Source organism: Umezawaea sp. NPDC059074 (genome assembly GCF_042738955.1).
In the GTDB taxonomy this organism is placed as follows: Bacteria; Actinomycetota; Actinomycetes; order Mycobacteriales; family Pseudonocardiaceae; genus Umezawaea.
In genome coordinates this window covers 1-24,199 of sequence record NZ_JBHYHC010000101.1, presented here as the reverse complement: position 1 = coordinate 24,199, position 24,199 = coordinate 1, and the positions used below count along the sequence as shown (strand labels likewise).

Annotated in this window: 14 protein-coding genes; 11 read left to right on the top strand and 3 right to left on the bottom strand. The window is 73.0% G+C overall.

Features of this window, described 5'->3' with window-relative positions; genetic code table 11:
- Nucleotides 1–18: 18 nt before the first annotated feature.
- Nucleotides 19–1,089, bottom strand: coding sequence for a hypothetical protein (locus tag ACFWW9_RS33330; RefSeq protein ID WP_390386112.1), 1,071 nt, complete (start codon nucleotides 1,087–1,089; stop codon nucleotides 19–21).
- Between the two features lie 257 nt (nucleotides 1,090–1,346).
- On the opposite strand from ACFWW9_RS33330, the gene ACFWW9_RS33325 reads away from it, so the two are divergent.
- The 3 genes from ACFWW9_RS33325 to ACFWW9_RS33315 all read left to right on the top strand — a co-directional run bounded on the left by ACFWW9_RS33325 (nucleotide 1,347) and on the right by ACFWW9_RS33315 (nucleotide 5,527).
- Nucleotides 1,347–1,793 carry a hypothetical protein gene (locus ACFWW9_RS33325; RefSeq protein ID WP_390386111.1) on the top strand — a complete coding sequence of 149 codons (447 nt, stop codon included), beginning with the start codon at nucleotides 1,347–1,349 and terminating at the stop codon, nucleotides 1,791–1,793.
- Nucleotides 1,794–2,285: 492 nt separating this feature from the next.
- Nucleotides 2,286–3,452 (top strand): hypothetical protein, encoded by a 1,167-nt coding sequence (locus ACFWW9_RS33320; protein WP_390386110.1) that lies wholly within the window; start codon nucleotides 2,286–2,288, stop codon nucleotides 3,450–3,452.
- Between the two features lie 20 nt (nucleotides 3,453–3,472).
- Complete coding sequence (locus tag ACFWW9_RS33315; protein ID WP_390386109.1) at nucleotides 3,473–5,527, top strand: tetratricopeptide repeat protein; 2,055 nt, start codon at nucleotides 3,473–3,475, stop codon at nucleotides 5,525–5,527.
- Nucleotides 5,528–6,136: 609 nt separating this feature from the next.
- Here ACFWW9_RS33315 and ACFWW9_RS33310 read toward each other — a convergent pair.
- Nucleotides 6,137–7,768: an alpha/beta fold hydrolase gene (locus tag ACFWW9_RS33310; RefSeq protein ID WP_390386108.1), complete on the bottom strand. Its 1,632-nt coding sequence runs from the start codon at nucleotides 7,766–7,768 to the stop codon at nucleotides 6,137–6,139.
- Nucleotides 7,769–7,914: 146 nt separating this feature from the next.
- On the opposite strand from ACFWW9_RS33310, the gene ACFWW9_RS33305 reads away from it, so the two are divergent.
- The 4 genes from ACFWW9_RS33305 to lnt all read left to right on the top strand — a co-directional run bounded on the left by ACFWW9_RS33305 (nucleotide 7,915) and on the right by lnt (nucleotide 12,881).
- Nucleotides 7,915–9,165 carry a sensor histidine kinase gene (locus ACFWW9_RS33305; protein ID WP_390386107.1) on the top strand — a complete coding sequence of 417 codons (1,251 nt, stop codon included), beginning with the start codon at nucleotides 7,915–7,917 and terminating at the stop codon, nucleotides 9,163–9,165.
- Nucleotides 9,166–9,170: 5 nt separating this feature from the next.
- Complete coding sequence (locus ACFWW9_RS33300) at nucleotides 9,171–9,815, top strand: response regulator (RefSeq protein WP_390386121.1); 645 nt, start codon at nucleotides 9,171–9,173, stop codon at nucleotides 9,813–9,815.
- 122 nt (nucleotides 9,816–9,937) lie between these two features.
- The gene (gene mptB / locus ACFWW9_RS33295; protein WP_390386106.1) at nucleotides 9,938–11,377 is read left to right on the top strand and encodes a polyprenol phosphomannose-dependent alpha 1,6 mannosyltransferase MptB; all 1,440 of its coding nucleotides are present in this window, start codon (nucleotides 9,938–9,940) and stop codon (nucleotides 11,375–11,377) included.
- Nucleotides 11,370–12,881, top strand: a complete 1,512-nt coding sequence (lnt, locus tag ACFWW9_RS33290) for an apolipoprotein N-acyltransferase (protein WP_390386105.1) — start codon at nucleotides 11,370–11,372, stop codon at nucleotides 12,879–12,881. The genes mptB and lnt overlap by 8 nt, the downstream gene beginning before the upstream one ends.
- On the opposite strand, the gene ACFWW9_RS33285 is transcribed toward lnt, so the two are convergent.
- Complete coding sequence (locus ACFWW9_RS33285) at nucleotides 12,796–14,172, bottom strand: amidohydrolase family protein (RefSeq protein ID WP_390386104.1); 1,377 nt, start codon at nucleotides 14,170–14,172, stop codon at nucleotides 12,796–12,798. The genes lnt and ACFWW9_RS33285 overlap by 86 nt on opposite strands.
- A gap of 60 nt (nucleotides 14,173–14,232) precedes the next feature.
- On the opposite strand from ACFWW9_RS33285, the gene ACFWW9_RS33280 reads away from it, so the two are divergent.
- From ACFWW9_RS33280 to ACFWW9_RS33265, 4 genes are all read left to right on the top strand, one after another.
- Nucleotides 14,233–14,823: a TetR-like C-terminal domain-containing protein gene (locus ACFWW9_RS33280; protein ID WP_390386103.1), complete on the top strand. Its 591-nt coding sequence runs from the start codon at nucleotides 14,233–14,235 to the stop codon at nucleotides 14,821–14,823.
- 64 nt (nucleotides 14,824–14,887) lie between these two features.
- Nucleotides 14,888–15,559, top strand: a complete 672-nt coding sequence (locus ACFWW9_RS33275; protein ID WP_390386102.1) for a hypothetical protein — start codon at nucleotides 14,888–14,890, stop codon at nucleotides 15,557–15,559.
- Between the two features lie 238 nt (nucleotides 15,560–15,797).
- Nucleotides 15,798–17,291 carry an acyl-CoA carboxylase subunit beta gene (locus ACFWW9_RS33270; RefSeq protein ID WP_390386120.1) on the top strand — a complete coding sequence of 498 codons (1,494 nt, stop codon included), beginning with the start codon at nucleotides 15,798–15,800 and terminating at the stop codon, nucleotides 17,289–17,291.
- Nucleotides 17,292–17,306: 15 nt separating this feature from the next.
- On the top strand, nucleotides 17,307–24,199 hold a 6,893-nt coding region (locus tag ACFWW9_RS33265), incomplete at its 3' end, for a beta-ketoacyl synthase N-terminal-like domain-containing protein (RefSeq protein ID WP_390386101.1).

The following is a 24,199-nucleotide window of genomic DNA, read 5'->3' as shown; positions in this document are numbered from 1 at the left end:
CCGGCGCACCCCACCGGGCTAGATCCAGTCGATGAGGTCGACCTTCGCGTCCTCGACGGAGGCGATCCTCGTCGGCTCGACGCCACCCGTGGTCGGCACGGTGTAGAGCGCGGGCGTGCCGCTGATCGCCGAGATGAACGCGACCTGCGTTCCGTCCGCGTTGGAGACGGCGCTGCCGACCGGACGGGTCGTCTTCGGCAGCAGCGGTGTCTGCGTCAACGACGCGCGGTCGGCGCCGATGACCATCCTGTAGAGCTGCGTGTTGTCGTTGTCCACGCACAGGAAGCTGTCCGCGGTCATGAACCACTTGGGCCAACAGCCTCGCGCGCCTTCCGGGAGTTCGGTGATCGGTGTCGCGTCGTCCACCGCGTCCACGTCGCCGATGCGGAAGGCGCCGCCCGCCCGGACCTCCGTCCGGCCGTCCGGCGAGTAGACGCGGTAGGCGGCGAAGCCGAGGTTCAGCGGTCCCCGGCCGTTCGGGGCGAAGTAGTAGATGTTCCGGGAACCGCCGATGATCCCGTTGGCGAAGGGCTTCGCGGCCTCGGCGCGGGCGCTGGCGGGTCCCGCGTCGGGGTCGACCGAGCCCATCGAGTCCAGTCCCTGGTACCAGATCCGCCCCGTCGCCGGGTTGACCATGGCGGTGTCCTGCCTGGGGGGATCCGCGAACCCGGAGGGCGGCGCCGAGAGGTCGACGAACGCGCCGCCGCTGGTGACGTATCCGACGTGGGTGCCGCCGTCGGTCCCGCGGGCGGACACAGCCAGCCGGGTGAAGTCCCGGTCGAACTGCTGGCGCAGCACCCGACCGGTGGACGAGCCGGAGGAGCACCCGAACGCGGAGGAGCGGCCTGCAGCGAGGGGGAAGGACCGGCGGACCGTGCTCCCCGTGCCGGGAACGACACCGGTGAGCTGCCACGCGGTCGGGGTGCACTTTGCCATGATCACGCCGGTGAACGCGGGCGCCGCTTGAACCACTGACGTGGTGGGAGCGGTCGAGGACGGCTCCGTCGGTCGTGCGGGCGAGGAGTTGTTCCCACACCCCGCCACCACCGATGCCAGCAGGACCACGGGGAGCAGCGTGCGGAGCGTCATGCGAACCCACCTCGGCCGACGTGCGCGACGGTGTCGCGGGACATCCGTTGATCGGGAGGCGGTCGAGGGGCGTTACGGCGTGGACGTCGACCGGTTTCCGGTAACAGTGCAGGTAGCGGGCCTGTCACGTGATCTTGCGGCGTGTCCGGCTGGTTGTTGACCACGTACTGACCAGGAATTGTGGTCGTCCTCGAGCGCCGGTGTGGTGGGGGAGCGGAGCCTGTGCGCAGGACCCGCCAGCCGGACGGAGGCGCACGATGATCTGCTGGGACCGCTTGGGCGGCGACACCGTCATCGGGGTGCTGGAGGCCGGTGAGGCGCCCCGGCTGCTGGAACTCCTCGACTGGGTGCGCACGCTGCTCGCCACGTGGACGCCGGACGCGGACGCGGCCCCCACCCACCCGGCGCTGCTGTCGATCCTGGCCCTGCGCCGCGAACGCGGCCACGGCGAACCCGAGTGCTGGCCGGACGTCGAGGTCTTCGACACGGCCCACGCGATGATGACCCTCGTGCTGGACACCATCCCCAGCGAAGGCGCCGTGCTGGTGCTGCCGTCGTTCAACCACGTGTTCGCCTGGCTCTGGGCGCTCATCGACCTCGCCGCCGCCCGTCCGCGGGACGCCCGGTGGCTGGAGGAGATGGGCACGGCCCTGCGCACCGTGGCGAACGCCGAACGCGCCCAGCGCGTCGACCACTTCTGGTGAGCTGACCCCGAACTGCGGGGAGCCGAAGGAAAGCCGCACGAGCGGGTTCGGGGTCGTCCCGTCCCTGAACGGCACGTTAATTTCCTGTTGACGGGCCGCGCTGCGGCAAGTGCCCCCATACCGTTCCGGCGAATGGCCACCGGACCGCTTCGGGGTGTTATCCGGTCACTCCAACGGCCTATTGCCGCTCCCTCGGCGGCGGGCTCACCATTGGCGGGCCGAGCAGCTTTGCGAGTCCTTTTTTCGGGGGCTCGGCCCGGTATTTCGAATTCATTCCACGGGACGGTACCCACGGTTATCCCGTGGTCCGCTCCCCTGCGGCGGAAAGGACTTCCCCATGAAGAAGATCAAGGTTCGCAAGGCTGGCACCGTTCGGCTGACGTCGGCCGCGACGATCTACGACTGCGGCTGCGACGTCGCCAACTAGTTGCCACCGGGTGGCCCCGGCAGGCGAAGTGCCGGGGCCGCTCGACTCCCCTCGCGAGGTGACCGTTGACCACGACGTCGTTCGACCTTGACCAGCCGCTCACCCTGCACCCGATCACCTACCTCGACGAGGGCGACGAGGTCACGCTGGGGCGCGCGAACTCGGACAACTTCGGGGTCTTCCCCGCCGACGGCGCCGCGCTGCTGCGCAGGCTGGAGGCCGGGCTCACGCCGCGGGAAGCGCAGCTGTGGTACGCCGAGGAGTACGGCGAGCCGGTCGACATCGTGGAGTTCCTCGAGGTCGTCGAGGAGTTCGACCTGCTGGCGCCCGCCGGTGAGGTGGCGCAGGCGCCGCCCGAGGTGCGGTGGCGAGGGCTGGGCCGAGCGGTCTTCTCGCCGGTCGCGTGGGTGCTCTACGCCGCGGTCGTGATCGCCGCACTGGTCGCGATGGCCCGCGACTCGGCGCTGGTCCCGCATTTCCGGAACATATTTTTCACCGACTCCCTCATCGTGCTCCAACTCGGTATCTTCTTCGGCCAAATTCCGCTGATCCTGTTCCACGAGGGGTTTCACGCGCTCGCCGGGAGGCGGCTCGGCATTAATTCCACGTTGCGCATCGGCCGACGCTTCTACTTCATCGTGTTCGAGACGTCCCTCGACGGCCTGGTGTCCGTTTCGCGCAGTCGGCGGTACCTGCCGATCCTCGCCGGGATGATCGCCGACGTGCTGGTGATCTCGGCGCTGACGCTCGGCGCCGCCGTCACCGACGGCTGGGTCAGCGCGGTGTGCCGGGCGTTCGCGTTCGTCACCGTGCTGCGGCTGTACTGGCAGTTCTACTTCTTCCTGCGCACCGACCTCTACTACCTGGTCACCACCGTGCTGCGGTGCGACGACCTGCAGAGCGTGGCCGGGCAGATGCTGCGCAACCGGCTCTACCGGCTGCTCGGGCGGCACGACCGGCTGTTCGACGAGACGGCGTGGGGGGAGCGGGACCGGGCCGTCGGCCGCTGGTACTCGTGGGTGCTGCTCGCGGGGTACGGGTTCCTGGTGGTGATGCTGGCCGTCGCGGTCGTCCCCGCGATGCTGGTGATGCTCGGCATCGTGATCAGCCGCTTCCAGGGCCATCCGACCGTGCTGAACACCCTGGACTCCCTGGTGTTCCTGACGCTCAGCATCGGCCAGTTCGTGTTCGCGGGCGTGCTCGCCCACCGGGCCAGGCGCGCCCGCCGCTGACGACCTCCTGGAGATCCGCCATGAACCACCGCTGGGTGACCGGTACGCACCGCACGGACTGGGACGCCGCCCTCGCGCCCGACGGGACGGCCCTGGTGGCCCCGGTCACCGCGCACCGATCGCACCGAGGGCCGTTCACGGCAGCGGGCGCGATCGTGCGGGCGGTCGTGCCCGAGGCGTTGACGCGGTGGCCGGACCTGGTGGAGCGGCACGTCGTCGAGCTGCTGTCGGTCGCGCCGGAACTGCGTGACGTGGTGCCCGCGTCGCGGGAGACGCTGACGTCGCTGGCCGTGCCGACCGAGCGGACCCGGTTCTACTCGCGGCTGCGCGCCGGGCGGCTGGGGCACGGTGTCGTGGAGTTCCTGCGCGACCACCTGCGGCGGCTCGACGCCGGGACGGTGGGGCTGGTCGTGCTGGACGCCCACGAGGCCGACCCCACGGACGTGGAGTTCCTGGCCGCGTTGCTGCGCCGGGTGGACCCGGCCCTGCTGACGGTGACCGTGGCTGCCGCCGGGCCGGTGGACGACCTGCTGCGCGCCGCGCTGGAGGCGCACGCCGTGGCGTTGCCGAGCCCGACTGCCGAGCGCGTGCCGGTGGCCGACGGTGTCGCCCAGTTCGTGGCGTCGGACTGCACCGACGAGCTCTACGCGGACGACTACGACCGTGCGCCCGTCGAGGTGCGTGAACGCCTGCACGACGAGCGGCGGGCCGAACTCGTGGCGTCGGGGGAGTTCTCCTGGCGGCTCGGCGCGATCCCGCTGCACGCCGAGCGCGGCTCCGACGCGGTGGAGGGCGTGCGCGCCGTGCGCGAGGCGCTGGACTACTGCGTGGACATGGGTTTCTACCACGCGACCATCCACTTCGGACAGCGCGGGCGCGCGCTCGTGGACTGGGCGGCGGACGTCGGCTCGTGGTGGCAGTTCACCACCAAGATGACCGTGTCGCTGGTCGCGCTGGGCAGGCCCGCCGAAGCGGAGGCGCTGTACGCGGAGGCGATGGCGTCGACCGACAACCCGCGCGTGCACATGCAGGCGTCCTACGCGACCGGCATGATCTACACCCGGCACAACCTCGCGGAGGACCGCGACCACCGCCGGGCCAAGGCGCTGCTGAACCAGGCGATCGCGTTCGCCACCCTGCTGTTCGAGGGCAAGGAGCGCGCGTTCCGCGTGGTGTTCAACCGCAACGGCCTGGCGCTCGTGGAATCGCACCTCGGCAACCTGCCCGAGGCGTTGCGGCTGGTGACCGAGGGTCTCTCGCTGTTGGACGCTGAGCTTGAGCTGCACGAGCACCAGCTCCACCGCTCGGTCCTCATGCACAACCGCGCCCAGGTGCTCATGGGCCTCGGCCGGTGCGAGGAGGCGTTGGCGGGCTTCGACGCGGTGATCGCCGTGGACCCGAACTACCCCGACTACCACCTCGACCGCGGCAACGCCCTGCATCGCCTGGGCCGTGACGACGAGGCCTTGGAGAGCTACCGCACCGCGATCCGCCTGGGTCCGCCGTTCCCGGAGGCGTTGTACAACTGCGCCGAACTGCACCTGGACGCGGGCGACACGGAAGCGGCCAGGGAAGCCCTGGACCACGTGCTGGAGCTGGACCCGACGTTGGTCGACGCCTACGTGAACCGCGCGGGCCTGCACCTGGAGGACGGCGACGCCGACGCGGCCCTCCACGACGCGGAGGCAGGCCTCCGCGTGGACCCGGACAACCCACTGCTGCACTGCGCCGCGGGCCAGGCCCACGCCGAACGCGGCGAATCTGTCCTAGCTGCCGCATCCCTGGACCGCGCCTTGGCGCTCGCCCCCACACTCGGCACAGCCTTGGCCGCCCGAGCAGCCCTGGCCCACGAGGAAGGCGACGGCCCAACAGCCCTCCACATGCTGGGCGCGGCCATCGCCGCAGACCCCGCCGACCCGGCCCTGCGCTACAACCGCGCCTTCGTCCACCAGGACCTCGGCGACTGGGACCAGGCGTTGGCAGACCTCCGCGCCGCAGCGGAGCTGGCACCGGACGACGAGGAAATCACCGAAGCCCTGACCCACTGCACCGAACGCGCCACCGCAGTGTCCTAGCGCGGGGCAACAGTTCACGATCGGGGGCATTCGGCCGGCTGGATTCTGTATGCAATCAGGTGTGAGAAGGTGGAGAGAGCGGTTTGTTCGTGTCGGTGCGGGATAGCCGGTCGGCTGGGCCGGTGATCGCCTGCGCTCATGCCCACCCCGCCAAGCCAGCCGATCGGTCCCGAACTGATCAAGCCGGCACCAGTCAGGCCCCGAGCCGCTCTGCCCGGACTGGTGGGGCTGACCTAGTCGGCCCCGAGCATCAGGCCTTACGCGGTGAGCCTGGGCCGGTCGGTTCTGGACTGGCTGGACCCGAGCCAGTCAGTCCTGGACCGGCGGGGTCTGAGTCGGCTGGCCAGGCTGGGACTGCTTGAGCCAGTGGCGGTCAGCCTGAACTGGTCGGCGAACTGTATTGCCCTGAACCAGCCAGGCCCGGATCTGACTGGTCCGGGCCTGGCTGGTTCAGGGCCGGTCGGGCCGAGACTGGTTTGGGCCTGGGTCGGCAACCTTGAGCCGGTCGGCCGCGGACCCTATTTCCCGGACCAGTCGAGCCCTTCCTGCTCGGGTCCGACCTGGTCGAACCCGAGCAGGTCGGGCCTGGGCTGGTCGTGTTCGGGTGGGTCAGTTCGAGGCGGTCAGGCCCAGGCCGGTCTGCCCCGAGCCGGTCAGGTCGAAACGGGCGGTGGTGGGTGTGGTGAGGGTGGTTGGGGCGTCCGGGCCGGGCGCGCCTGGGCAGCCGTTGTCGATGTGGCCGGTGGTGAAGTAGTGGACGAGGTCGGCTGCGCATTCTGGTACGCGGAGTACTGAGCCGTGGACGTCGTCTTCGACTGTGTAGGTGCGGCCGCCGGTTGCTGCCTGCATGTCCGCTGTCCACTGGAACACCGACACGGTTTCGTGGCGGTGGCCTGCCAGTACCAGGGTGTTGTTGCTGTGGCGCAGGCGGTATTCCTGGACTGGCAGGGGCCAGCCGTTGCAGCCGCCGGAGAAGCGCAGGGACCTGCCGGTGGCCGGGTTGTCCGCCACGCGCTTCTCGAACGCGGCCCAGGCGTGGTCGAAGTCGAGGCGGCTCGGGTCCTCGTTGCAGAACGTCGCGTGGCCCATCGTGGGGTTCTGGCCTTCCGGGGTGCCGGGCGGCAGCGGTTGGCGCGGTGGGCCCATGACTACGTTCTTGAACGTCGGTGGTGCGGTCGGGCCGGTCGATTCCTTCAGCTCGTGGAGGATCGTGCCGGTCAGCGGCCAGATGTCCGAGCGCTGTTCGGCCGTCACGGCGATGATCGAGCCGTCCACGGGCATCGGGATGTCGGTGTAGTGCCGGGGGTTGGCGTCGAAGTCCCGGATCATCGCGAGAACGGTCGCGCGCACCTCTGCCGGGGTCGTGCCGAGGTGGTAGGTGTCGTCGTGCTGCGCCAGCCAGGTGAACTGGCGGTCGGAGCTGCGTTCGGAGGCCGCGGCGCGGGCGTCCTCGAAGGTGTCCAGGCGGAAACGCGGTGGCGCCACGCTGTCCAGGAACACGCGACCCGCCGTGGCGGGGAACGCGCTGCGGTAGACCGCGCCGAGCCACGTCCCCCACGACACCCCGAGGAAGTTCAGCTTCCGCTCGTGCAGGGCCGCGCGCACGAGGTCGAGGTCGCGGGCCACGTTCTCTGCGGTGAGCTGCCCCAGGAACGCCGGGTCGCTGTTGGCGCACGCGGTGAGGGCGGCGGATTCGCGGTCGAAGACGACCTTGGCGGCCTCCTTCGTGATCGGGCCCGTGGCGGGTTCCTCCTCACCGCCCTCGGGCGGCGCGCAGTCGACCTTCGTGCTGTAGCCGACGCCACGCGGGTCGAAGCCGATCAGGTCGTACCGCTCGCCGAGCTTCCTCGTCTCGTCGTTGAGCGTCCCGACCTGGACGCCCATCAGGTACCCGCTGCCGCCCGGCCCGCCGGGGTTGAGCGCGAGCGCTCCCAGCCGGTGAGCCTGGTCGGTGGCCTTGAGCCTGGTGATCGCCACGTCGATCCGCCTGCCGCGCGGCCGGTCGTGGTCGAGCGGGACGCTGACCACGCCGCACTCCAGGCGGGCGAGCCGCGTGCGGACCTCGGGCAGCTGGCCGTCGTCGACGCCGAGGGCGCGTAACACGTCGTCGGAGTAGGTCGGGCAGGCCCGCCACGCGACCGCGGACCCGGTCGCCTCGGCCGGGACGACGGCCAGCGACGTCAGCGCGACAGCGGCGACCACGACCGCGGATCCCTTGCGTTTCAGCACTTGTCGTCTCATGCGGTGAAGAGTGGCGGCGTCCGCGCGCCGCCCGCGTCCGTCTCCGCGCCCCTGATCACGTCTGTCGCGCGGGGTACTCCGGCACCTCCGATATACCTCTCGCGACGGACGCGGGCCCAGGTGATCACGCCCTACGCTCGCGGGCCATGAGGCTGGGGGTGTGGGCGCGCTCGCCCGCAGTGCTGGACGCGGTGCTCGCGGCGGTGCTGCTGGTGGCGGGCGCGGCGGTCACCGTCGCGAACGAGCCCCCCTCGGTGGGCTGGTGGGCGGCGACGGCGTTCGCGGTGGTCGCGGTCGCCCTGAGACGTCGGTGGCCGGTGCCCCTGACCGCGGTCGCCGCGGCGGCGGTCACGACGCACGTGCTGCTGCCGACGCCGATCTCGGTGGCGGACCTGAGCGTCCTGGTCCTCCTCTACACGGTCGCCCTGCGCCGCCGGCGTGCCGTGTCGCTCGCGGTGCTGGGGTGCCTGGTGGTGCTGGCCGCCGGGTGGAGCGTCGCCAACGCCTTCGCCGACCGGTCTGTTCCCCGCCCGCCGGACGTCGTCCGCCCCCTGCCACCGCCGCCACGACCGGCGCCGATCCTCGCGCCCGACCCCGTTTTCCTGCCGCGGGACGACACCTGGGCCACCTCCCGCGACGAGCTGACCGTGTTCGTCTCCGCGCTGGTCGCGGCGTGGGCCGTCGGCTCGGCGACGCGCAGCAGGCGGGCGCACCTCGACCAGCTCCGGGCGCGGGCGCGGGAACTCGAACGGGACCGCGACCTCCAGGCGGCGTTCGCGGTGGCGGCCGAGCGCGGGCGGATCAGCCGCGAGCTGCACGACGTGGTGGCGCACGGGTTGTCGGTGATGGTGATCCAGGCCCAGGGCGGCGCGGCGGCGCTGGACACCCGGCCCGCCGACACCCGGTCCGCGCTCGACGCCATCGTCCGCACGGGCCGCGAGTCGTTGGCCGACATGCGCCGGGTGTTGGCGGCGGTGGGCGCGGTCGACGACACGTGGCACCCGCAGCCGGGGCTGGCGCAGCTCACCTCGCTGGTGGGCCAGGTGCGGAAGGCGGGCACTCCGGTGGACCTGCGGGTCGAGGGGACCACCGTGCCGTTGCCGTCCACTGTGGACCTGTCGGCGTACCGGATTGTGCAGGAGGCGTTGACCAACACCATGAAGCACGCGGGCAAGGGCGCGAAGGCGGAGGTCGTGCTGTCCTACGGGGCCACCGCGATCGGCATCAGGATTGGCGACGACGGGCGCGGCGCGGTCGAGGGCACGGGCGGTGGCCACGGGCTGCGCGGCATGCGCGAGCGGGCGCGGCTGCTCGGCGGGAGTCTCGTCGCCGAACGCGGTCCCGGCGGCGGGTTCGTCGTCCGGGCCGACCTGCCGATCCGGGGGAGCGACTCGTGATCCGGCTGCTGATCGCCGACGACCAGACGCTGGTCCGCACAGGGTTCCGGATGATCCTGGAGAACGCCGAGGACATGCGCGTCGTCGGCGAGGCGGGTGACGGCGCCGAGGCGGCGACGCTGGCACTGGACCTGCGGCCGGATGTGGTGCTGATGGACGTGCGGATGCCTGAGGTCGACGGGGTCGAGGCGACCCGCCGCATCTGCGCGGAGGGCACGGGTACACGCGTGCTGATGCTCACCACGTTCGACCTCGACGAGCACGTCTACGCCGCCATCCAGGCGGGCGCGAGCGGCTTCCTGCTCAAGGACACGCTGGCCGCCGACCTGCTGTCGGCCATCCGCGTGGTGGCCCGCGGCGACGCCTGCGTGGCCCCGAGCGTGACCCGCCGCCTCCTCGAACGGCACATCGGCACGGGTGCCCCGCCCGCGTCGGCGGTGCTGGACGTGCTGACCGAGCGCGAACGCGAGGTGCTGGGCCTGATCGCGCGGGGACTGTCCAACAGCGAGATCGCCGTCCACCTGTTCCTGTCCGAGGGCACCGTGAAGACCCACGTGAGCCACGTGCTCGGCAAGCTCGGCCTGCGCGACCGGGTGCAGGCCGTCGTCCACGCCTACGAGTGCGGCCTGGTCCGCGCGGGCACGGGGTAGTCCGACGTCCACCCGTGGTCGTACTCGGGGATGGGACCACGGTGGGATCCGTGATGATCCCGCCGCGCCCCATGATCGTCGCCTGGAGGGGCCACCCTGGTCCTCGCGTCCCTGGAGGACCGATGTCGCTCTCGGCGATCGACCGCCGTCCGATCACGACATCCGCCACGCCCTCCTCGGGCGGGGTGGACGTGCTCCGCTGGACCGGGTTCGGCGGGGTCGTGCTGCTCACCGGGGCCGCGTGGACGGGCACGGTGGCGTTGGCCGCGGGGGTCGCCGGGGTCGGGCTGCTGGTGCTGTCGTGGGCGCTGCTCGGCCGGTCGGTGCTCGCGGGTCGGCCACGGCCGAGCGCGCGCTGGCTGAAGCGGACGCTGGTCCTCTGGTGCGGCCCGCTGCTGGTGGCCCCGCCCCTGTTCAGCCTGGACCTGTACAGCTACCTGGCGCAGGGCGAGGTCGCCGCCCGCGGTCTCGACCCCAACGCCGTCGGTCCGGCCACCGGCCTCGGCGCGACGGCGGACGCCGTCCAGCGCGTGGGCGGGTACTGGCAGGACACGCCGTCGCCCTACGGTCCGCTGTTCGGGGCCGTCGAACGGCTGATCGCGCAGGTGTCGGCGGGGGACCCGGTGGTGGGAGTGCTCCTGCACCGCGTGGTCGAGGTGCTGGGCCTGGCGCTGATCGTGTGGGCGGTGCCGCGGCTCGCGGGCGCGTCGGGGCGTGCCGCGCTGTGGCTCGGCGTGCTGAACCCGCTGGTGCTCTGGCACCTGGTCGCGGGAGCCCACAACGACTCGCTGATGCTGGGCCTCATGCTCGCGGGCACGGCGGTCGCGCTCGGGGCGCTGCGGGAGGGTGTCGACTGGTGGCCGCTGGCGTTCGGCGTCGGGCTGATCGCGTTGGCGGCCGAGGTGAAGCTGCCCGCGCTGGTCGCGCTGGCGGTGGTGGGAACGGCGCTCGCCCGCCGTCGGGGCGGCGGGTTCGTGCTGGTGGGACTGGGAATGGCAGGCGCGTTCCTGGTGGTGTCCGTCGGGGTGTCGGTGCTGACCGGGCTGGGGTTCGGGTGGGTGCGGGTGCTGGGCACGTCGGGGCTGGTGGCGAGCTGGATGGCGCCCACGAACTGGTTCGGGTTCGCGATCGGCGGAATCGGGTCGCTGTTCGGCGCTGACCTCACCACGACGATGATCGGCGTCGGCAAGGTCGTCGGGTACGTGCTGGCGGCGGGTGTGATCGCCGTGGTGCTGCACCGGCAGCTCCGCGGTCGGGTCGACGCGGTCACGGCGTTGGGGCTGGTGCTCGCGGCGGTCGTGCTGCTCGGTCCGGTGGTGCAGCCGTGGTACCTGCTGTGGGCGGTGGTCCCGCTGGCCGTGGCCCCGGTGACGACCCTCGTCCGGGCACGTCTGGCGGCGGTCGTGGCGGTGTTCGCGGTGCTCGTCCCGCCGCTGGCGGGGAACTTCTCCGGCCGGGTGGGGCAGCTCGTCGTGGGCTACGCGGTCGGTATTCTCGTGGTGGGCGCGGCTTTCCTCCTGCTGCGCCGGAAGTCGATCGAGAAGCCGAGGTCTCGTGTCTGACCTCGCGGTCGCCACACCCCTGCTCCACCGCACGGCCACCCGGTTCGCCACCGCCGCGCTCGCGGGTGGGCTGCTGCACGTCGCGTTCCCGCCCCGCACGGTGTGGTGGACGGCGATCCTGGCGTTCGCCGGGCTTTGGTGGGCGGTCAGCGGGGTCCGCGCCCGCCGCGCGGCGCTGCTGGGCTTCGTGTTCGGCCTGGTGTTCTTCCTCCTGCATCTGCGGTGGATCGACGACTTCCTCGGCCGGGACTTCGGGCCCGCGCCGTGGGTGGTGCTGTCCGCGTTGATGGCCCTGTTCGTCGCAGGAGCGTGTGCGCTCGTGCCACGGGTGGCGCGGTTGCCCGGCGGGCCGGTGTGGGCGGCGCTGCTGTTCGTGCTCCAGGAGACCGCGCGCGGCAGGCTGCCGTTCAACGGGTTCCCGTGGGGGCGGGTGGCGTTCGGCCAGGTCGAAGGGCCGTACCTGCCGCTCGCGGCGGTCGGTGGAGCACCGCTGGTGTCGTTCGCGGTCGTGGTGACGGGGTTCGGCGTGGCGGCGTGGGTGTTGGGGGCGCGGGACGTCCGGCGGCCGTGGCCGGTCCTGCCGCTGGTGGCGGCGCTGGCCGTGACGCCGCTGGTCGACGTGGCCGCGCAGGACGGCGTCCGCACGGTCGCCGTGGTGCAGGGCAACGCGCCGGACGTGGGGCTGGGCCTGATGGGACGGCGGGACGAGGTGCGCCGCGACCACCTGCGCGCCACGACCGAGCTGGCGTCCGCGATCCGCGCGGGCACGACACCCGTGCCGGACCTCGTGGTGTGGCCGGAAAGCGCGACCAGCACCGGTGCGCGCGATCCGGAACTGGACCACGCCGTCGCGGATCTTGGCGTGCCGACCCTGATCGGCGCGCTGCGCCGCGACGAGAACGCGGTCATCGCCTGGGACCCGGTGACCGGCGCGGGCGACTCGTACGCGAAGCAGGAACTGGTGCCGTTCGCCGAGCACATCCCGCTGCGGCCGCTCGCCCGGTTGGTGACCCCGTTCGCCGACGCCCCAGACCTGCGCGCGGGCACCCGGCCCGGCGTCCTGGACGTCGCGAACACCCGTGTGGGCGTGGGGATCTGCTACGAGGTCGCCTATGACGGGGTGCTGCGCGAGAGCGCGGCGAACGGCGCGGCGGTGTTCGTGGTGCCGACGAACAACGCCTGGTACGGGCGTGGCGAGATGACCTACCAGCAGCTCGCCATGGCCCGGCTGCGCGCGGTCGAGCACGGGCGGGCGGTGGTCGTGGCCGCGATCAGCGGGGTGAGCGCGGTCGTGCGGCCCGATGGCGGCGTGGTGCGGTCGACCGGGATGTTCACCGCGGCCACGCTCGTGGACACCGTGCCGCTGCGAACGTCCACGACGCCCGCGACGAGGTGGGGCGGCTACCTGGAGGCGCTGCTCACCCTCGCCGCCCTGTGGCCCGTTCTTTCAGCGCGGACAGTGCTCCGGTGTCGTGATGCCGTCCGGCGCGGACGACCGCGCTGACCGTGTGCAGGTTGGCCACCGCCGCGGTGGGGTCGGCGTCGAGCAGCACCAGGTCGGCCTCCTTGCCCACGTCGACCGTGCCCGCCTCGTGCTCGCGGCGCAGGAAGCGCGCCGCGTCGTGGGTCGCCGCCCGCAGGATGCGCACCGGGCCGAGGCCCGCGTCGGCGAGCAGGTCGAACTCGTCGTGCAGCGACGTGCCCGCGACGACCCAGGCCGCGCCGACCGCGTCCGTGCCCGCCAGCAGCGGAGCGCCCTCCTCGTCGAGGATCTTCACCATTCGGAGCTGGAACGCGAACTGGTCGGCGAAGACGGCGCGCTGGGCTTCGGTGAACTTCCGGTGGAACGCCGCTGCCGCCGCGGTCCACGTCTTGCGCTCCTTCGCCGTGGTGTAGCGGAGGTCGGGGTCGGCGGCGAACGCCGGGTCGTCGCAGAACTGCTGGGCCTTGATCCGGATCAGCGTCGGGCAGTTCCACGTGTCGTTCGCGGCGAAGTGCCGGGCCAGCTCACGGGCCTTGTCCTCGTCGAAGCCGTCGATCGTGGCGCGGATCGAGTCGAGGGCGGCGGGGCTGGTGAGCTGGGCCGGGTTCACCACGATCCGGCGGAGCAGCCGCTCGGCGATCTTGTCCGCGAACGGGATCGGGAACGGCGGGGCCTTGATCGGGCTCGCGGCGGGTGGCCGGTGGTCTTCGTGGCAGGAACAGCCGGAGAGCACGCCGAGTCCGGGACCGATGTGCTCGATCGACCGGAAACCCGCGTCCGACGCGGCCAGCGGGTCGATGCCCGCGGGCAGGTGGCCCACCACCGGCAGGCCCAGCCGGTCGGCCTCGGCCTGCACGGCGAGGTAGACCTCGGGCGTGATCAGGGCGGCCTTGATGAAGTCCGCTCCCGCTTCGGCCTGCCGTCGCACCTCCGCGACGGCGGTGTCCGGCTTGCCCGCGTTGAGCGGGGTGAGGACGGAACAGGGGGTGGCGAGCAGCCTCGGCGTCCGGTCGTCGACCGCGGGCCGGGCGCGGCCGGGGGCGCCGCTCATCTGCCGGTAGCCGGTGACGCCGAAGGCGAGCATCAGGTCCAGCTCGTGGGTGGGGTCGGCGAGGTTGAGCGGGTGGGCGTGCATGTCCACGAACCCCGGCACGACGAAACGCCCTTGCCCGTCGACGGTCGTGGGGTCGCCGTCCGGCCCGTCGGTCGCGCCGATCCCGGCGATCCGCCCGTCGGCGATCCGGACGTCCTGGTGGGGTGTGACCGTGCCGTCGCGGGGGTCGACGACGGCGACATCGGCGATGCGGTACATCGTGAGCCCTTCATAGGGAACAGATTTGTTCACTATAGCCGACGGGGTCATCATGGACCGGTGACCCCGACCCGTCGCCGAGGCAGCGCGCTGACCGAGGCGATCTACCTCGCCACCCTGCGTGAGCTGGCCCGCACCAGCTTCGCCGAGCTGTCCTTCGACAAGATCGCCACGGCCGCGGGCACCGGCAAGGCCGCCCTGTACCGCCGCTGGTCGTCCCCGGACGCCCTCGTGCTGGCCGCCCTCACGGACCCGGCCACCGGCTTCGGCGAGCCCCTCACGCCCCCGTGCACGGGTTCGCTCCGCACCGACCTGATCACCCTCCTGACCCACTTCGTCCACGCCCTCGACGAACCGCGCGGCCAGGCCCTCCGCCCCCTGCTGGCCTACCGCCACCAGCACCCGGCCCTGTTCGACCAGGTCTGGGAATCAATCATCCGTCCGGCCCAGGAGGTCCTGCTCGGCGTGCTGGCCGAGGCCGTGACCCGAGGCGAGGCCGACCCGACCCGCGTGACCGACCGCGCCGCCTCCATCGGCCCGCGCATGCTGCTGGTGGAGGCCTGGCGCACGGACTCCGTGAGCGAGGCCGAGGTGGTCGGCGTGGTCGACGACGTCCTCGTGCCGCTGCTTGGAGTGTCCTCTGTGGACTGACCGGTCCGGGTCGTCCGCCGTACGGGCGCTGTGCGAGGCCGGTCCTGGTGCGTACGTTGATCTTATGACCGAAGCGCGCGCGGTGGGTGGGGTGCGGACCTTGGTCGGCGTGGTCGCGCTGGTGTTGTTGGTGTGCGGGTCGGTGTTGGCGGCCGCGGGGGCCGTCGGGGTGTGGGTGGACGGGACTCGGCGGGACGCGGACGGGTTCCTGACGACCGGGGCGCGGTCGTTCCACAGCAACGGGTACGCGTTGTCGTTCGGGGCCGTGGACATGCGGTGGACCGAGGTCGCCGTGCCGGTGGGGCAGGACTGGCTCGGGGTGGTGGAACTCCGGGGGGACCAGGACGTGTTCGTCGGCATCGGGGCCGCCGACGACGTGGCCGAGTACCTGGCCGAGGTGGAGTACGACGAGGTGCGGGTGCGGGAGGCCGCGATCGGGTACCGGCACCACCCCGGTGGGCCCGCGCCCAGCGTGCCCGCCGCCCGGCCGATCTGGGTCGCGTACGGGACGGGATCGTTGGCGTGGCAGGCGGAAGAGGGCGAGTGGGCCGCCGTGCTGCTGAACCCGGACGGGTCGCGCGTGGTCGACAGCAAGGTGTCCGCCCGCGCCACGGTGCCCGCTCTCGGGCCGGTGTCCGCGACGGCACTGCTCGGCGGGGTCGTGGTCCTGGCGGTCGGCGGGGTGGTGCTGCTCTCGGCGGGCGTGCGGGGTCGTAAGCGGCCGAACGGCCAGTGACCTGGCTCGCTCCTGGAGGCGCGCCGGCAGAGCGAGCGCCACGGTGCCGCTCACGTCGTCGGCGGCTCACCGGAGAAAGGGAGTTCCCTTTTGTCCGGTGATGAGCGTCACGCGTTTGCCGCAATTCGACAGTGGGATAGGCCACTGGGGCTGAGGAGTAGAATCCGCGCATCCCGCCTGGCCATTCTGCGCCATTCTTCGGGGAATTCGTTGTTCTCCCGCGCCTTTCGCTGCTCTGCTGGGTCGGCGGGCTTCCCCGCTGTGGCAAGGAAATGCGAGACGGGAGGACACCGTGGTCCACGAGGCCATCACGTCGTTCCGGCAGCGGCAGGACGCGAAAAGGACAAGGGCGGGAGAAACGGCGAAACGCCAGCTCGACCGCGGCAAGGGAACGGCGCGGGAACGGATCGACCTGCTGCTGGACCCCGGTTCCTTCGCCGAGATCGGCGGATTCGCGCGCCACCGGTCGAGCGTTCCGGAGTTGGCGGCGGACCGGCCCTTCGGCGACGCGGTGGTGACCGGTCACGGCACCGTGCACGGCCGCCCGGTGTGCGTGTTCGCGCAGGACTTCACCGTGTTCGGCGGCAGCCTCGGCGAGGTCGTGGGGGAGAAGATCGGCGCGGTCATGGACCTCGCCGCGGAGTCCGGCGTGCCGGTGGTGGGCATCAACGACAGCGCGGGCGGCCGCATCCAGGAGGGTGTGGTCGCGCAGGCGCTCTACGGCCGGATCTTCACCCGCAACGTGCGGATGTCCGGGAGCGTCCCGCAGATCTCGCTGGTCATGGGGCCCTGCGCGGGCGGCGCGGTGTACTCGCCCGCGCTGACCGACTTCGTGGTGATGGTCGACCGGACGTCGCACATGTTCATCACCGGCCCGGCCGTGCTGCGCGACGCGCTGGGCGAGGACGTCGGCCTCGACGAGCTCGGCGGCGCGTGGACGCACAACCTGCGCGGCAACGCCCACCACGTGGCCGCCACCGAGGCGGACGCGATCGAGTACGTCCGCGCCCTGCTGGCGTTCCTGCCCGCCGGGGACGACCCCGTGCCCCGGCTGGACCCCCGGTCCATCGAGGAGGCCCTGACCAGCGCGGACCGCGCGCTGGAGGCCGTCGTGCCGGACGGGCCCGACGACCGCTACGACGTCCGGGCCGTGCTCGGCGCGGTGTTCGACGGCGGTGACCTGCTCGAGGTGCACCGGTGGTTCGCACCGAACGTCCTGGTCGGGTTCGCCCGGCTCGGCGGCCGGGCCGTCGGGGTCGTGGCGAACCAGCCCGCCGAGTCGGACGGGCGGCTCGACGCCGACGCCTGCGTGAAGGCCGCGCGGTTCGTCCGCACCTGCGACGCCTACGGCCTCCCGGTGGTGACGTTCGTGGACGTTCCGGGGTTCCGCGCGGGCGTCGACCAGGAGTGGGCGGGTGGCTCTCGGCGGGCCGCGGCGCTGCTGCACGCCTACGCCGAGGCGTCCGTGCCGCTGCTGACGGTCGTGCTCCGGCACGCGGCGGGCATCGGCTACGTGGCGATGGGGTCGCGGCACCTCGGCGCGGACTACGTCCTGGCCTGGCCGACCGCGCGGATCGACGGCGACGAGCCGTACGAGGCGGCCGAACGGGGCTACGTGGACGAGGTGGTCGAGCCGTCCCACACCCGGCTCCGGCTGGAGCGCGCGCTGCGCCTGCTCCGCGCCAAGCGGCGGACGGCCCCCATCCGCAAGCACGAGAACCTCCCCCTGTGAGAAAGGTCTGACGCTGTGCGAGACGACGACATCGCGGTGATCGGGCTGGCGTGCCGCCTGCCGGGAGCACCGTCCCCGGACGCGTTCTGGCGGCTGCTGGTCGACGGCGTCGACGCGGTCACCGACCGGCCGGGCTCCGGGCCCGGCGGGTACCTCGACGCGGTGGACCTGTTCGACCCCGCGTTCTTCGGCGTCTCCCCGCGGGAGGCGGCCCGGATGGACCCGCGGCAGCGGCTGGTGCTCGAACTCGGCTGGGAGGGCCTTGAGGACGCGGGCATCGTGCCGGACACCCTGCGCGGCACGCGGGTCGGCGTCCACGTCGGGGTGATGGACGGCGACTACGCCGAGGTGACCCGCGCCCACCCGGCGACGTCGCACACGTTCACCGGCCAGCGCACCGGCATGATCGCCAACCGGGTGTCGCACCGGTTCGGGTTCACCGGCCCCAGCCTCACCGTCGACACCGGCCAGTCGTCCTCGCTGACCGCCGTGCACCTGGCGTGCGAGAGCCTGCGCTCCGGCGAGTCCACGCTCGCGCTCGCGGGTGGCGTGAGCCTGCTGCTGGGCGAGGAGTCCCGGCGGGCGACCGAGGCGTTCGGCGCTCTCTCGCCGGACGGCCGGTGCTTCACGTTCGACGCGCGCGCCAACGGGTTCGTGCGCGGCGAGGGCGCGGGCCTGGTGGTGCTCAAGCCGCTCGCGGCGGCCCTCGCGGACGGCGACCGCGTGCACTGCGTCATCCGCGGCAGCGCGGTGAACCACGACGGCGCGGATGGCGGTCTCACGGTCCCGAACCCCGCCGCGCAGCGGGAGGTCCTGCGGCTGGCCTACGAGCGGGCCGGGCTCGACCCGACGGAGGTCGACTACGTCGAGCTGCACGGCACGGGCACGCCGGTCGGCGATCCCGTGGAGGCGGCGGCGCTCGGCGCGGTGCTGGGCGCGGCCCGCGGAGCCGACCGGCCGCTGCGGGTCGGCTCGGTCAAGACCAACATCGGCCACCTCGAAGGGGCCGCGGGCATCGCCGGGCTGCTGAAGGCGGTGCTGGCCGTCCGGCACGGCGAGGTCCCGCCCAGCCTGCACTTCCACCGGCCGAACCCGGCGATCCCGTTGGCGGAGCTGGGGTTGCGGGTGGCGGTCGACCGGGAGCCGTGGGCGGGGCCGCGCACGGCGGGCGTCAGCTCGTTCGGCATGGGCGGCGCGAACTGCCACGTGGTCCTCGGCCAGGCGCCACCGCCGTCGGGGCCCGTGCTGCCGCCCGCCGTGTCCCCGGTGTCGTGGTTCCTGTCCGCGCGCACGCCGCGAGCGCTGCGGGACCAGGCGGTGGCGCTGCGCGCGCACGTCGAGGCGAATCCGGGACCGCGCAACGCGGACATCGCGTACTCGTTGGCCCGCACCAGGACGACGTTCGAGCACCGGGCCGTGATCACCGCCTCCCGGCGCGCGGACTTCCTGCGCGGGTTGGACGCCGTGGCCGCGGGGGAGCGCGTGGTCGGCGGCGACGCGCAGATGGAGGGCGTGGACTGGGAGGCCGTCGGCGGCAGGCGGGTCGCCCTGCCCACGTACCCGTTCCAGCGGGAGCGCTACTGGATCGGCGACGAACGGACTACCGCCACGACCGTCACGCCACCGAGCGCCGACCGGCTTTCCGCGCTGCTGCGGGAGGTGCGGCAGCAGGTCGCGGTCGTGCTCGAACACCCCGACGCGGCGGCGGTCGCCCCGGACTCGACGTTCGAGCAGCTCGGCGTGGACTCCGCGGCGGCCGTGGAGATCGAGGAACGGCTGGCCGACGCCCTCGGCAGGGCGATCCCGAGCAGCCTCGTCTACGACCACCCGACGCCGCGTGCCGTGGCCGCGTTCCTGGCGGCCGACCCGGTGTCGAACGCCCTGCCCCGGCCGACGACCGCGGGCTCGGACGAGCCGATCGCGCTGGTCGGCATCGGCTGCCGCTTCCCCGGCGGCATCCGCTCGGCCGAGGACCTGTGGGACGTGGTCGCGGGCGAACGCGACGTGCTCGGCGAGTTCCCCACCGACCGCGGCTGGGACCTCGACCGGCTGTTCGGGTCGACCCCGGACGGCCGCGGCACCTCGTACCTGCGCGAAGGCGGCTTCCTGCACGACGCGGCCGAGTTCGACGCCGGGTTCTTCGGCATCTCGCCGCGCGAGGCGCTGGCCATGGACCCGCAGCAGCGGCTGCTGCTGGAGGTCGGCTGGGAGGCCGTCGAGCGGGCGGGCATCGACCCGCTGTCGTTGCGCGGCACGCCGACCGGGGTGTTCGTCGGCGTGATCCCGCAGCAGTACGACACCAACGCCGAGCGGTCGGCGGACAACCTCGACGGCTACGTCTACACCGGCACCACGACCAGCGTCCTGGCCGGTCGGGTCGCCTACAGCCTCGGGCTGGAAGGACCCGCGCTCGCGGTGGACACGGCGTGCTCCTCGTCGTTGGTGGCGTTGCACCTGGCCTGCCAGTCGCTGCGCCAGGGCGAGTGCACGCTGGCGCTGGCGGGTGGCGTGACGGTGATGGCGACACCGCTGATGTTCGTGGAGTTCAGCAAGCAGGGCGCGCTGTCGGCGGACGGCCGTTCCAAGGCGTTCGCGGCGGCTGCCGACGGCACGGGCTGGTCCGAGGGCGTCGGCCTGGTGGTGCTGGAGAAGCTGTCCGACGCGCGGCGCAACGGCCACGAGGTGCTGGCGGTCGTGCGCGGCAGCGCGATCAACGAGGACGGCGCGAGCAACGGGCTCACCGCCCCGAACGGTCCGGCGCAGCAACGCGTGGTGCGCCAGGCGGTCGCGAACGCCCGACTGTCCACTCAGGACGTCGATGTGGTCGAGGCGCACGGCCCCGGCACCACGCTGGGCGATCCCATCGAGGCCAACGCGCTGATCGCGACCTACGGGGTCGACCGCGATCCGGAGAGGCCGCTGTGGCTGGGGTCGGTGAAGTCGAACCTGGGGCACACCCAGGCGGCGGCCGGGGTCGCGGGCGTGATCAAGACGGTCATGGCGATGCGCCACGGCGTCCTGCCGCGGACCCTGCACGTGGACGAGCCGACCCGGCACGTCGACTGGTCGAGCGGGACGGTGCGGGTGCTGACCGAGGCCCGGCCGTGGCCAGCGGCGGATCGCCCGCGCCGGGCGGGCGTGTCGGCGTTCGGCGCGGGCGGCACCAACGCCCACGTGGTCCTGGAGTCGGTCCCGGCGGTCAACCGGGAGCCCTTGGCGGCTGACAACGTTGTCGCCTGGCCCTTGTCGGCCAAGACCCCGCAGGCGGTGGCGGACCAGGCCGCACGACTGCGCGACCACCTCCTCGCGCACCCGGACCTCTCGGCCGCGGACGTGGCGGCGACGCTCGCGCGCCGCGCCGACTTCGAGCACCGCGCGGTCGTGGTCGGGGTCGATCGGGCCGAACTGCTGGCCGGGTTGCAGGATCCCGAAACCACCGCGGCGGCCCCGACGGGACCGGTGTTCGTGTTCCCCGGCCAGGGCTCGCAGTGGGTCGGCATGGCCGAGGGCCTGCTGGACGTCGAGCCGGTGTTCACCGCCGCGGCCCACGAGTGCGCGGCCGCGTTCGAGGAGTTCCTGGACTGGTCGGTGCTGGACGTCCTGCGCGGCCTGCCGGGCACGCCCCCGCTGGACCGCGTGGACGTGGTGCAGCCCGCCCTGTTCACCATGATGGTGTCGCTGGCGGCCTGGTGGCGGTCGCACGGTGTCGAGCCCGCGGCGGTCGTCGGCCACTCGCAGGGCGAGATCGCCGCGGCCTGCGTCGCCGGGGCGTTGTCCATTCAGGACGGTGCCCGGATCATCGCGTTGCGCAGCAGGGCTTTGCTCGACCTGTCGGGCCGGGGCGCGATGGCGTCGCTGCCGCTGTCCGCGGAGGAGACGCGGGACCGGCTGCGGCCGTGGAACGGGAAGGTGGAGGTCGCGGCCGTCAACGGTCCCGTGGCGACCACGGTCGGCGGGGACCCGGCCGCCCTGGAGGAACTGCTCGCCGTGCTGACCGCCGAAGGCGTGCGGTTCCGTCGCCTGCCGGGGGTGACCAACGCCGGGCACTCCGCACAGGTCGAGGTCCTGCGCGAGCACCTGCTGGACGTCCTGGAGCCGGTGCGGCCCCGCCCGGCGGCCGTCCCGTTCTACTCCACCGTGACCGGCGGTCTCCTCGACCCGACCACACTGGACGCCGACTACTGGTGGCGCAACGCCCGTGAGCCGGTGCTGTTCGAGCCCGCCACCCGCGCGCTGCTCGACGAGGGCCACCGGGTGTTCATCGAGGTCAACCCGCACCCGTTGCTGCACAGCGCGCTCGCGGAGTCGGCCGCGACGGTGCTCGGCACCCTGCGGCGTGACGACGAGCCGCGCCGCAGGCTGGCGACCTCGTTGGCGGAGGCCTACCGGCACGGCTGTCCCGTCGACTGGACCGCCGGTCACCCCGAAGCCCGGATCGTCCCGCTGCCCACCTACGCCTTCCGGCCAACGCGGTTCTGGGCCCTGCCCACCGCAGTCGGCGGCACCAGCCATCCGCTGATCAGCGCCGACCTGCCGTTGCCGCACGTCGACGGCCATCTGCTCACCGCGCGGCTGTCCACCAGGCTGCAACCGTGGTCGGCGGATCACGCGCTCACCGGCGTCACGCTCGTGCCGGGCACGGCGGTGGTCGAACTGGCGCTCCAGGCTGCGAAGTGGGTCGGTCGGGACGCGGTCGGGGAACTCGTGCTGGAGTCCCCGCTGGTGCTGCCCGAGAACGGGGGAGTGCTGGCGGTCCAGGTCGCCGTGGAAGCGGACGGCGGGTTCGCCGTGCACGCCCGGCCGGAGGGATCGGACGAGCCGTGGACCCGGCACGCCACGGGGGTGCTGGTTCAAGACCCATCACCCGCCCCTTCACCGGAGCCGGTCTGGCCACCGGTCGGCGCGACGCCGGCCGCCGTCTCCTACGACCGGCTGCACGACGTGGGCTACGAGTACGGGCCCGCGTTCCACGGCCTGCGGCGGGCGTGGCGGCTGGGCGACGAGATCCTCGCCGAGGTGGCGCTGCCCGGTGACGACGCCGCGGCCTACGGCGTGCACCCGGCGCTGCTCGACGCCGCCCTGCACGCCATCCTGCTCGACGACACCGCCCCGCGGATGCCGTTCTCCTGGCACGACGTCCGCCTGCACGCCACGGGCGCGGCGGACCTGCGGGTGCGGATCACCCCGACCGGGTCGACCGGGTACGCGCTGCACGCCGTCGACACCACCGGTCGTCCGGTGGTCACCGGGACCCTGACGTTCCGGGCCGCGCACACCGCCGAGAAGCTGGAGCAGCGCGTCTGGGAACCGGCCACCGCGGACCCCGGCCGCACCACCGGAACCGTGGCCGTCCTCGGCCCGCCGCACCACGCCCTGCCCGTGCCGACCTACGCCACGGTCGCGGACCTCCTCGCCGACGGCCCGGTGCCGGACACCCTGGTGGTGCACCACCCGCGCTCGGACACCGACTTCCCGGAGGCCGTCCGCACCGCGCTGGCGGCGCACGTCGACCTCCTGCGGACCTGCCTCACCACGACCGACGCCCACCTCGTGCTGCTCACCCGCGACGCGACCACGGCGACCCCGGACCTGGTCGCCGCCGGGCTGTGGGGGTTGTGGGGCAGCGCCGCGGCCGAGCACCCGGACCGCACGACGCTCCTCGACACCGACCACACCACCTCGTCGCGGGATGCCGTCGCGACGGCCGTGGCCACGAGCCGTCCCCGACTCGCGCTGCGGGCGGGCGTCCCGCACGTCCCGGTGCTGCGGGAGGTCCCGCCGGTCGACGTCCTCGTTCCGCCTACGGGAGCGTGGAAGCTCGACACCACCGGGACGGCGGGTACCGCGACGCCGGACGACCTGGTGTTCGCGCCCGTCCCCGAGTCGCCGGTGACCGCGCTCCAGGTGCGGATCGCCGTGCGCGCGGCCGGGCTCAACTTCGTGGACGTCATCACGAGCATGGGCATGTTCCCCGGCACGGCGGGACTGGGCCGGGAGTTCGCGGGCACCGTGACCGAGGTCGGCGCGGACGTCACCGGGATCGCCGTGGGCGACCGGGTGCTGGGCATCGTCGGCATCACCGACTCGGCCATCGGCCCGGTCGTCGCGACCGACCACCGGCTCGTGTCGCGGTTCCCCGCCGAGTGGTCGTTCGCGCAGGCCGCGTCCATGCCGATCGCGTTCCTCACCGCCTACTACGGGCTCGTCGTGCTGGGCGGCCTGCGTGCGGGCGAGTCGGTGCTGGTCCACGCGGCCACCGGGGGCGTCGGCCTGGCCGCCGGGCAGCTCGCGCGGCACGTGGGCGCGACCGTCCTCGCCACCGCGCACCCGGACAAGCACGTCGTCCTCGCCGAGTCCGGCGTGCCCTGGTCGCACCTCGCGTCCTCGCGCGACCTCGGGTTCGAGACGGCGTTCGCCGACGGGGTCGACGTGGTGCTCAACTCGTTGACCGGCGAGTTCGTCGATGCCTCGCTGCGACTGCTGCCGCGCGGCGGCCGGTTCCTGGAGATGGGCAAGCTCGACGTCCGCCGGGCCGACGAGGTCGCGGCGGCGCATCCGGGCGTGCTCTACGACGCGTTCGACATCCTCGACGTCGAACCGGACCTGATCGCCGCGATGCTGGCCGACCTGCTCGCCCTGTTCGCCTCGGGGGCGCTGCGACCGCTGCCGGTCACGACCTGGGACGTCGGCCGGGCGCGCGAGGCGTTCCGGCACTTCCGGGACGCCCGGCACATCGGCAAGCTCGTGCTCACGTTCCCGGCTCCCACGGACGGCACGACCCTGATCACCGGCGGCACCGGGACGTTGGCTGGCGCGCTGGCCCGGCACCTGGTCGAGTCCCGCGGTGTCCGCCGCCTGCACCTGACGAGTCGGCGCGGGTCGGAGGCCCCGCCCCATCCGTGGAACAC

What these genes read in the sequence shown, in the direction of transcription:
- ACFWW9_RS33275 (WP_390386102.1), top strand. Translation starts at nt 14,888, where the DNA reads ATGACCGAAGCGCGCGCGGTGGGTGGGGTGCGGACCTTGGTCGGCGTG.
- ACFWW9_RS33325 (WP_390386111.1), top strand. Translation starts at nt 1,347, where the DNA reads ATGATCTGCTGGGACCGCTTGGGCGGCGACACCGTCATCGGGGTGCTG.
- ACFWW9_RS33330 (WP_390386112.1), bottom strand. Translation starts at nt 1,089, where the DNA reads ATGACGCTCCGCACGCTGCTCCCCGTGGTCCTGCTGGCATCGGTGGTG.
- mptB (WP_390386106.1), top strand. Translation starts at nt 9,938, where the DNA reads ATGTCGCTCTCGGCGATCGACCGCCGTCCGATCACGACATCCGCCACG.
- ACFWW9_RS33305 (WP_390386107.1), top strand. Translation starts at nt 7,915, where the DNA reads ATGAGGCTGGGGGTGTGGGCGCGCTCGCCCGCAGTGCTGGACGCGGTG.
- ACFWW9_RS33310 (WP_390386108.1), bottom strand. Translation starts at nt 7,768, where the DNA reads ATGAGACGACAAGTGCTGAAACGCAAGGGATCCGCGGTCGTGGTCGCC.
- ACFWW9_RS33285 (WP_390386104.1), bottom strand. Translation starts at nt 14,172, where the DNA reads ATGTACCGCATCGCCGATGTCGCCGTCGTCGACCCCCGCGACGGCACG.
- ACFWW9_RS33315 (WP_390386109.1), top strand. Translation starts at nt 3,473, where the DNA reads ATGAACCACCGCTGGGTGACCGGTACGCACCGCACGGACTGGGACGCC.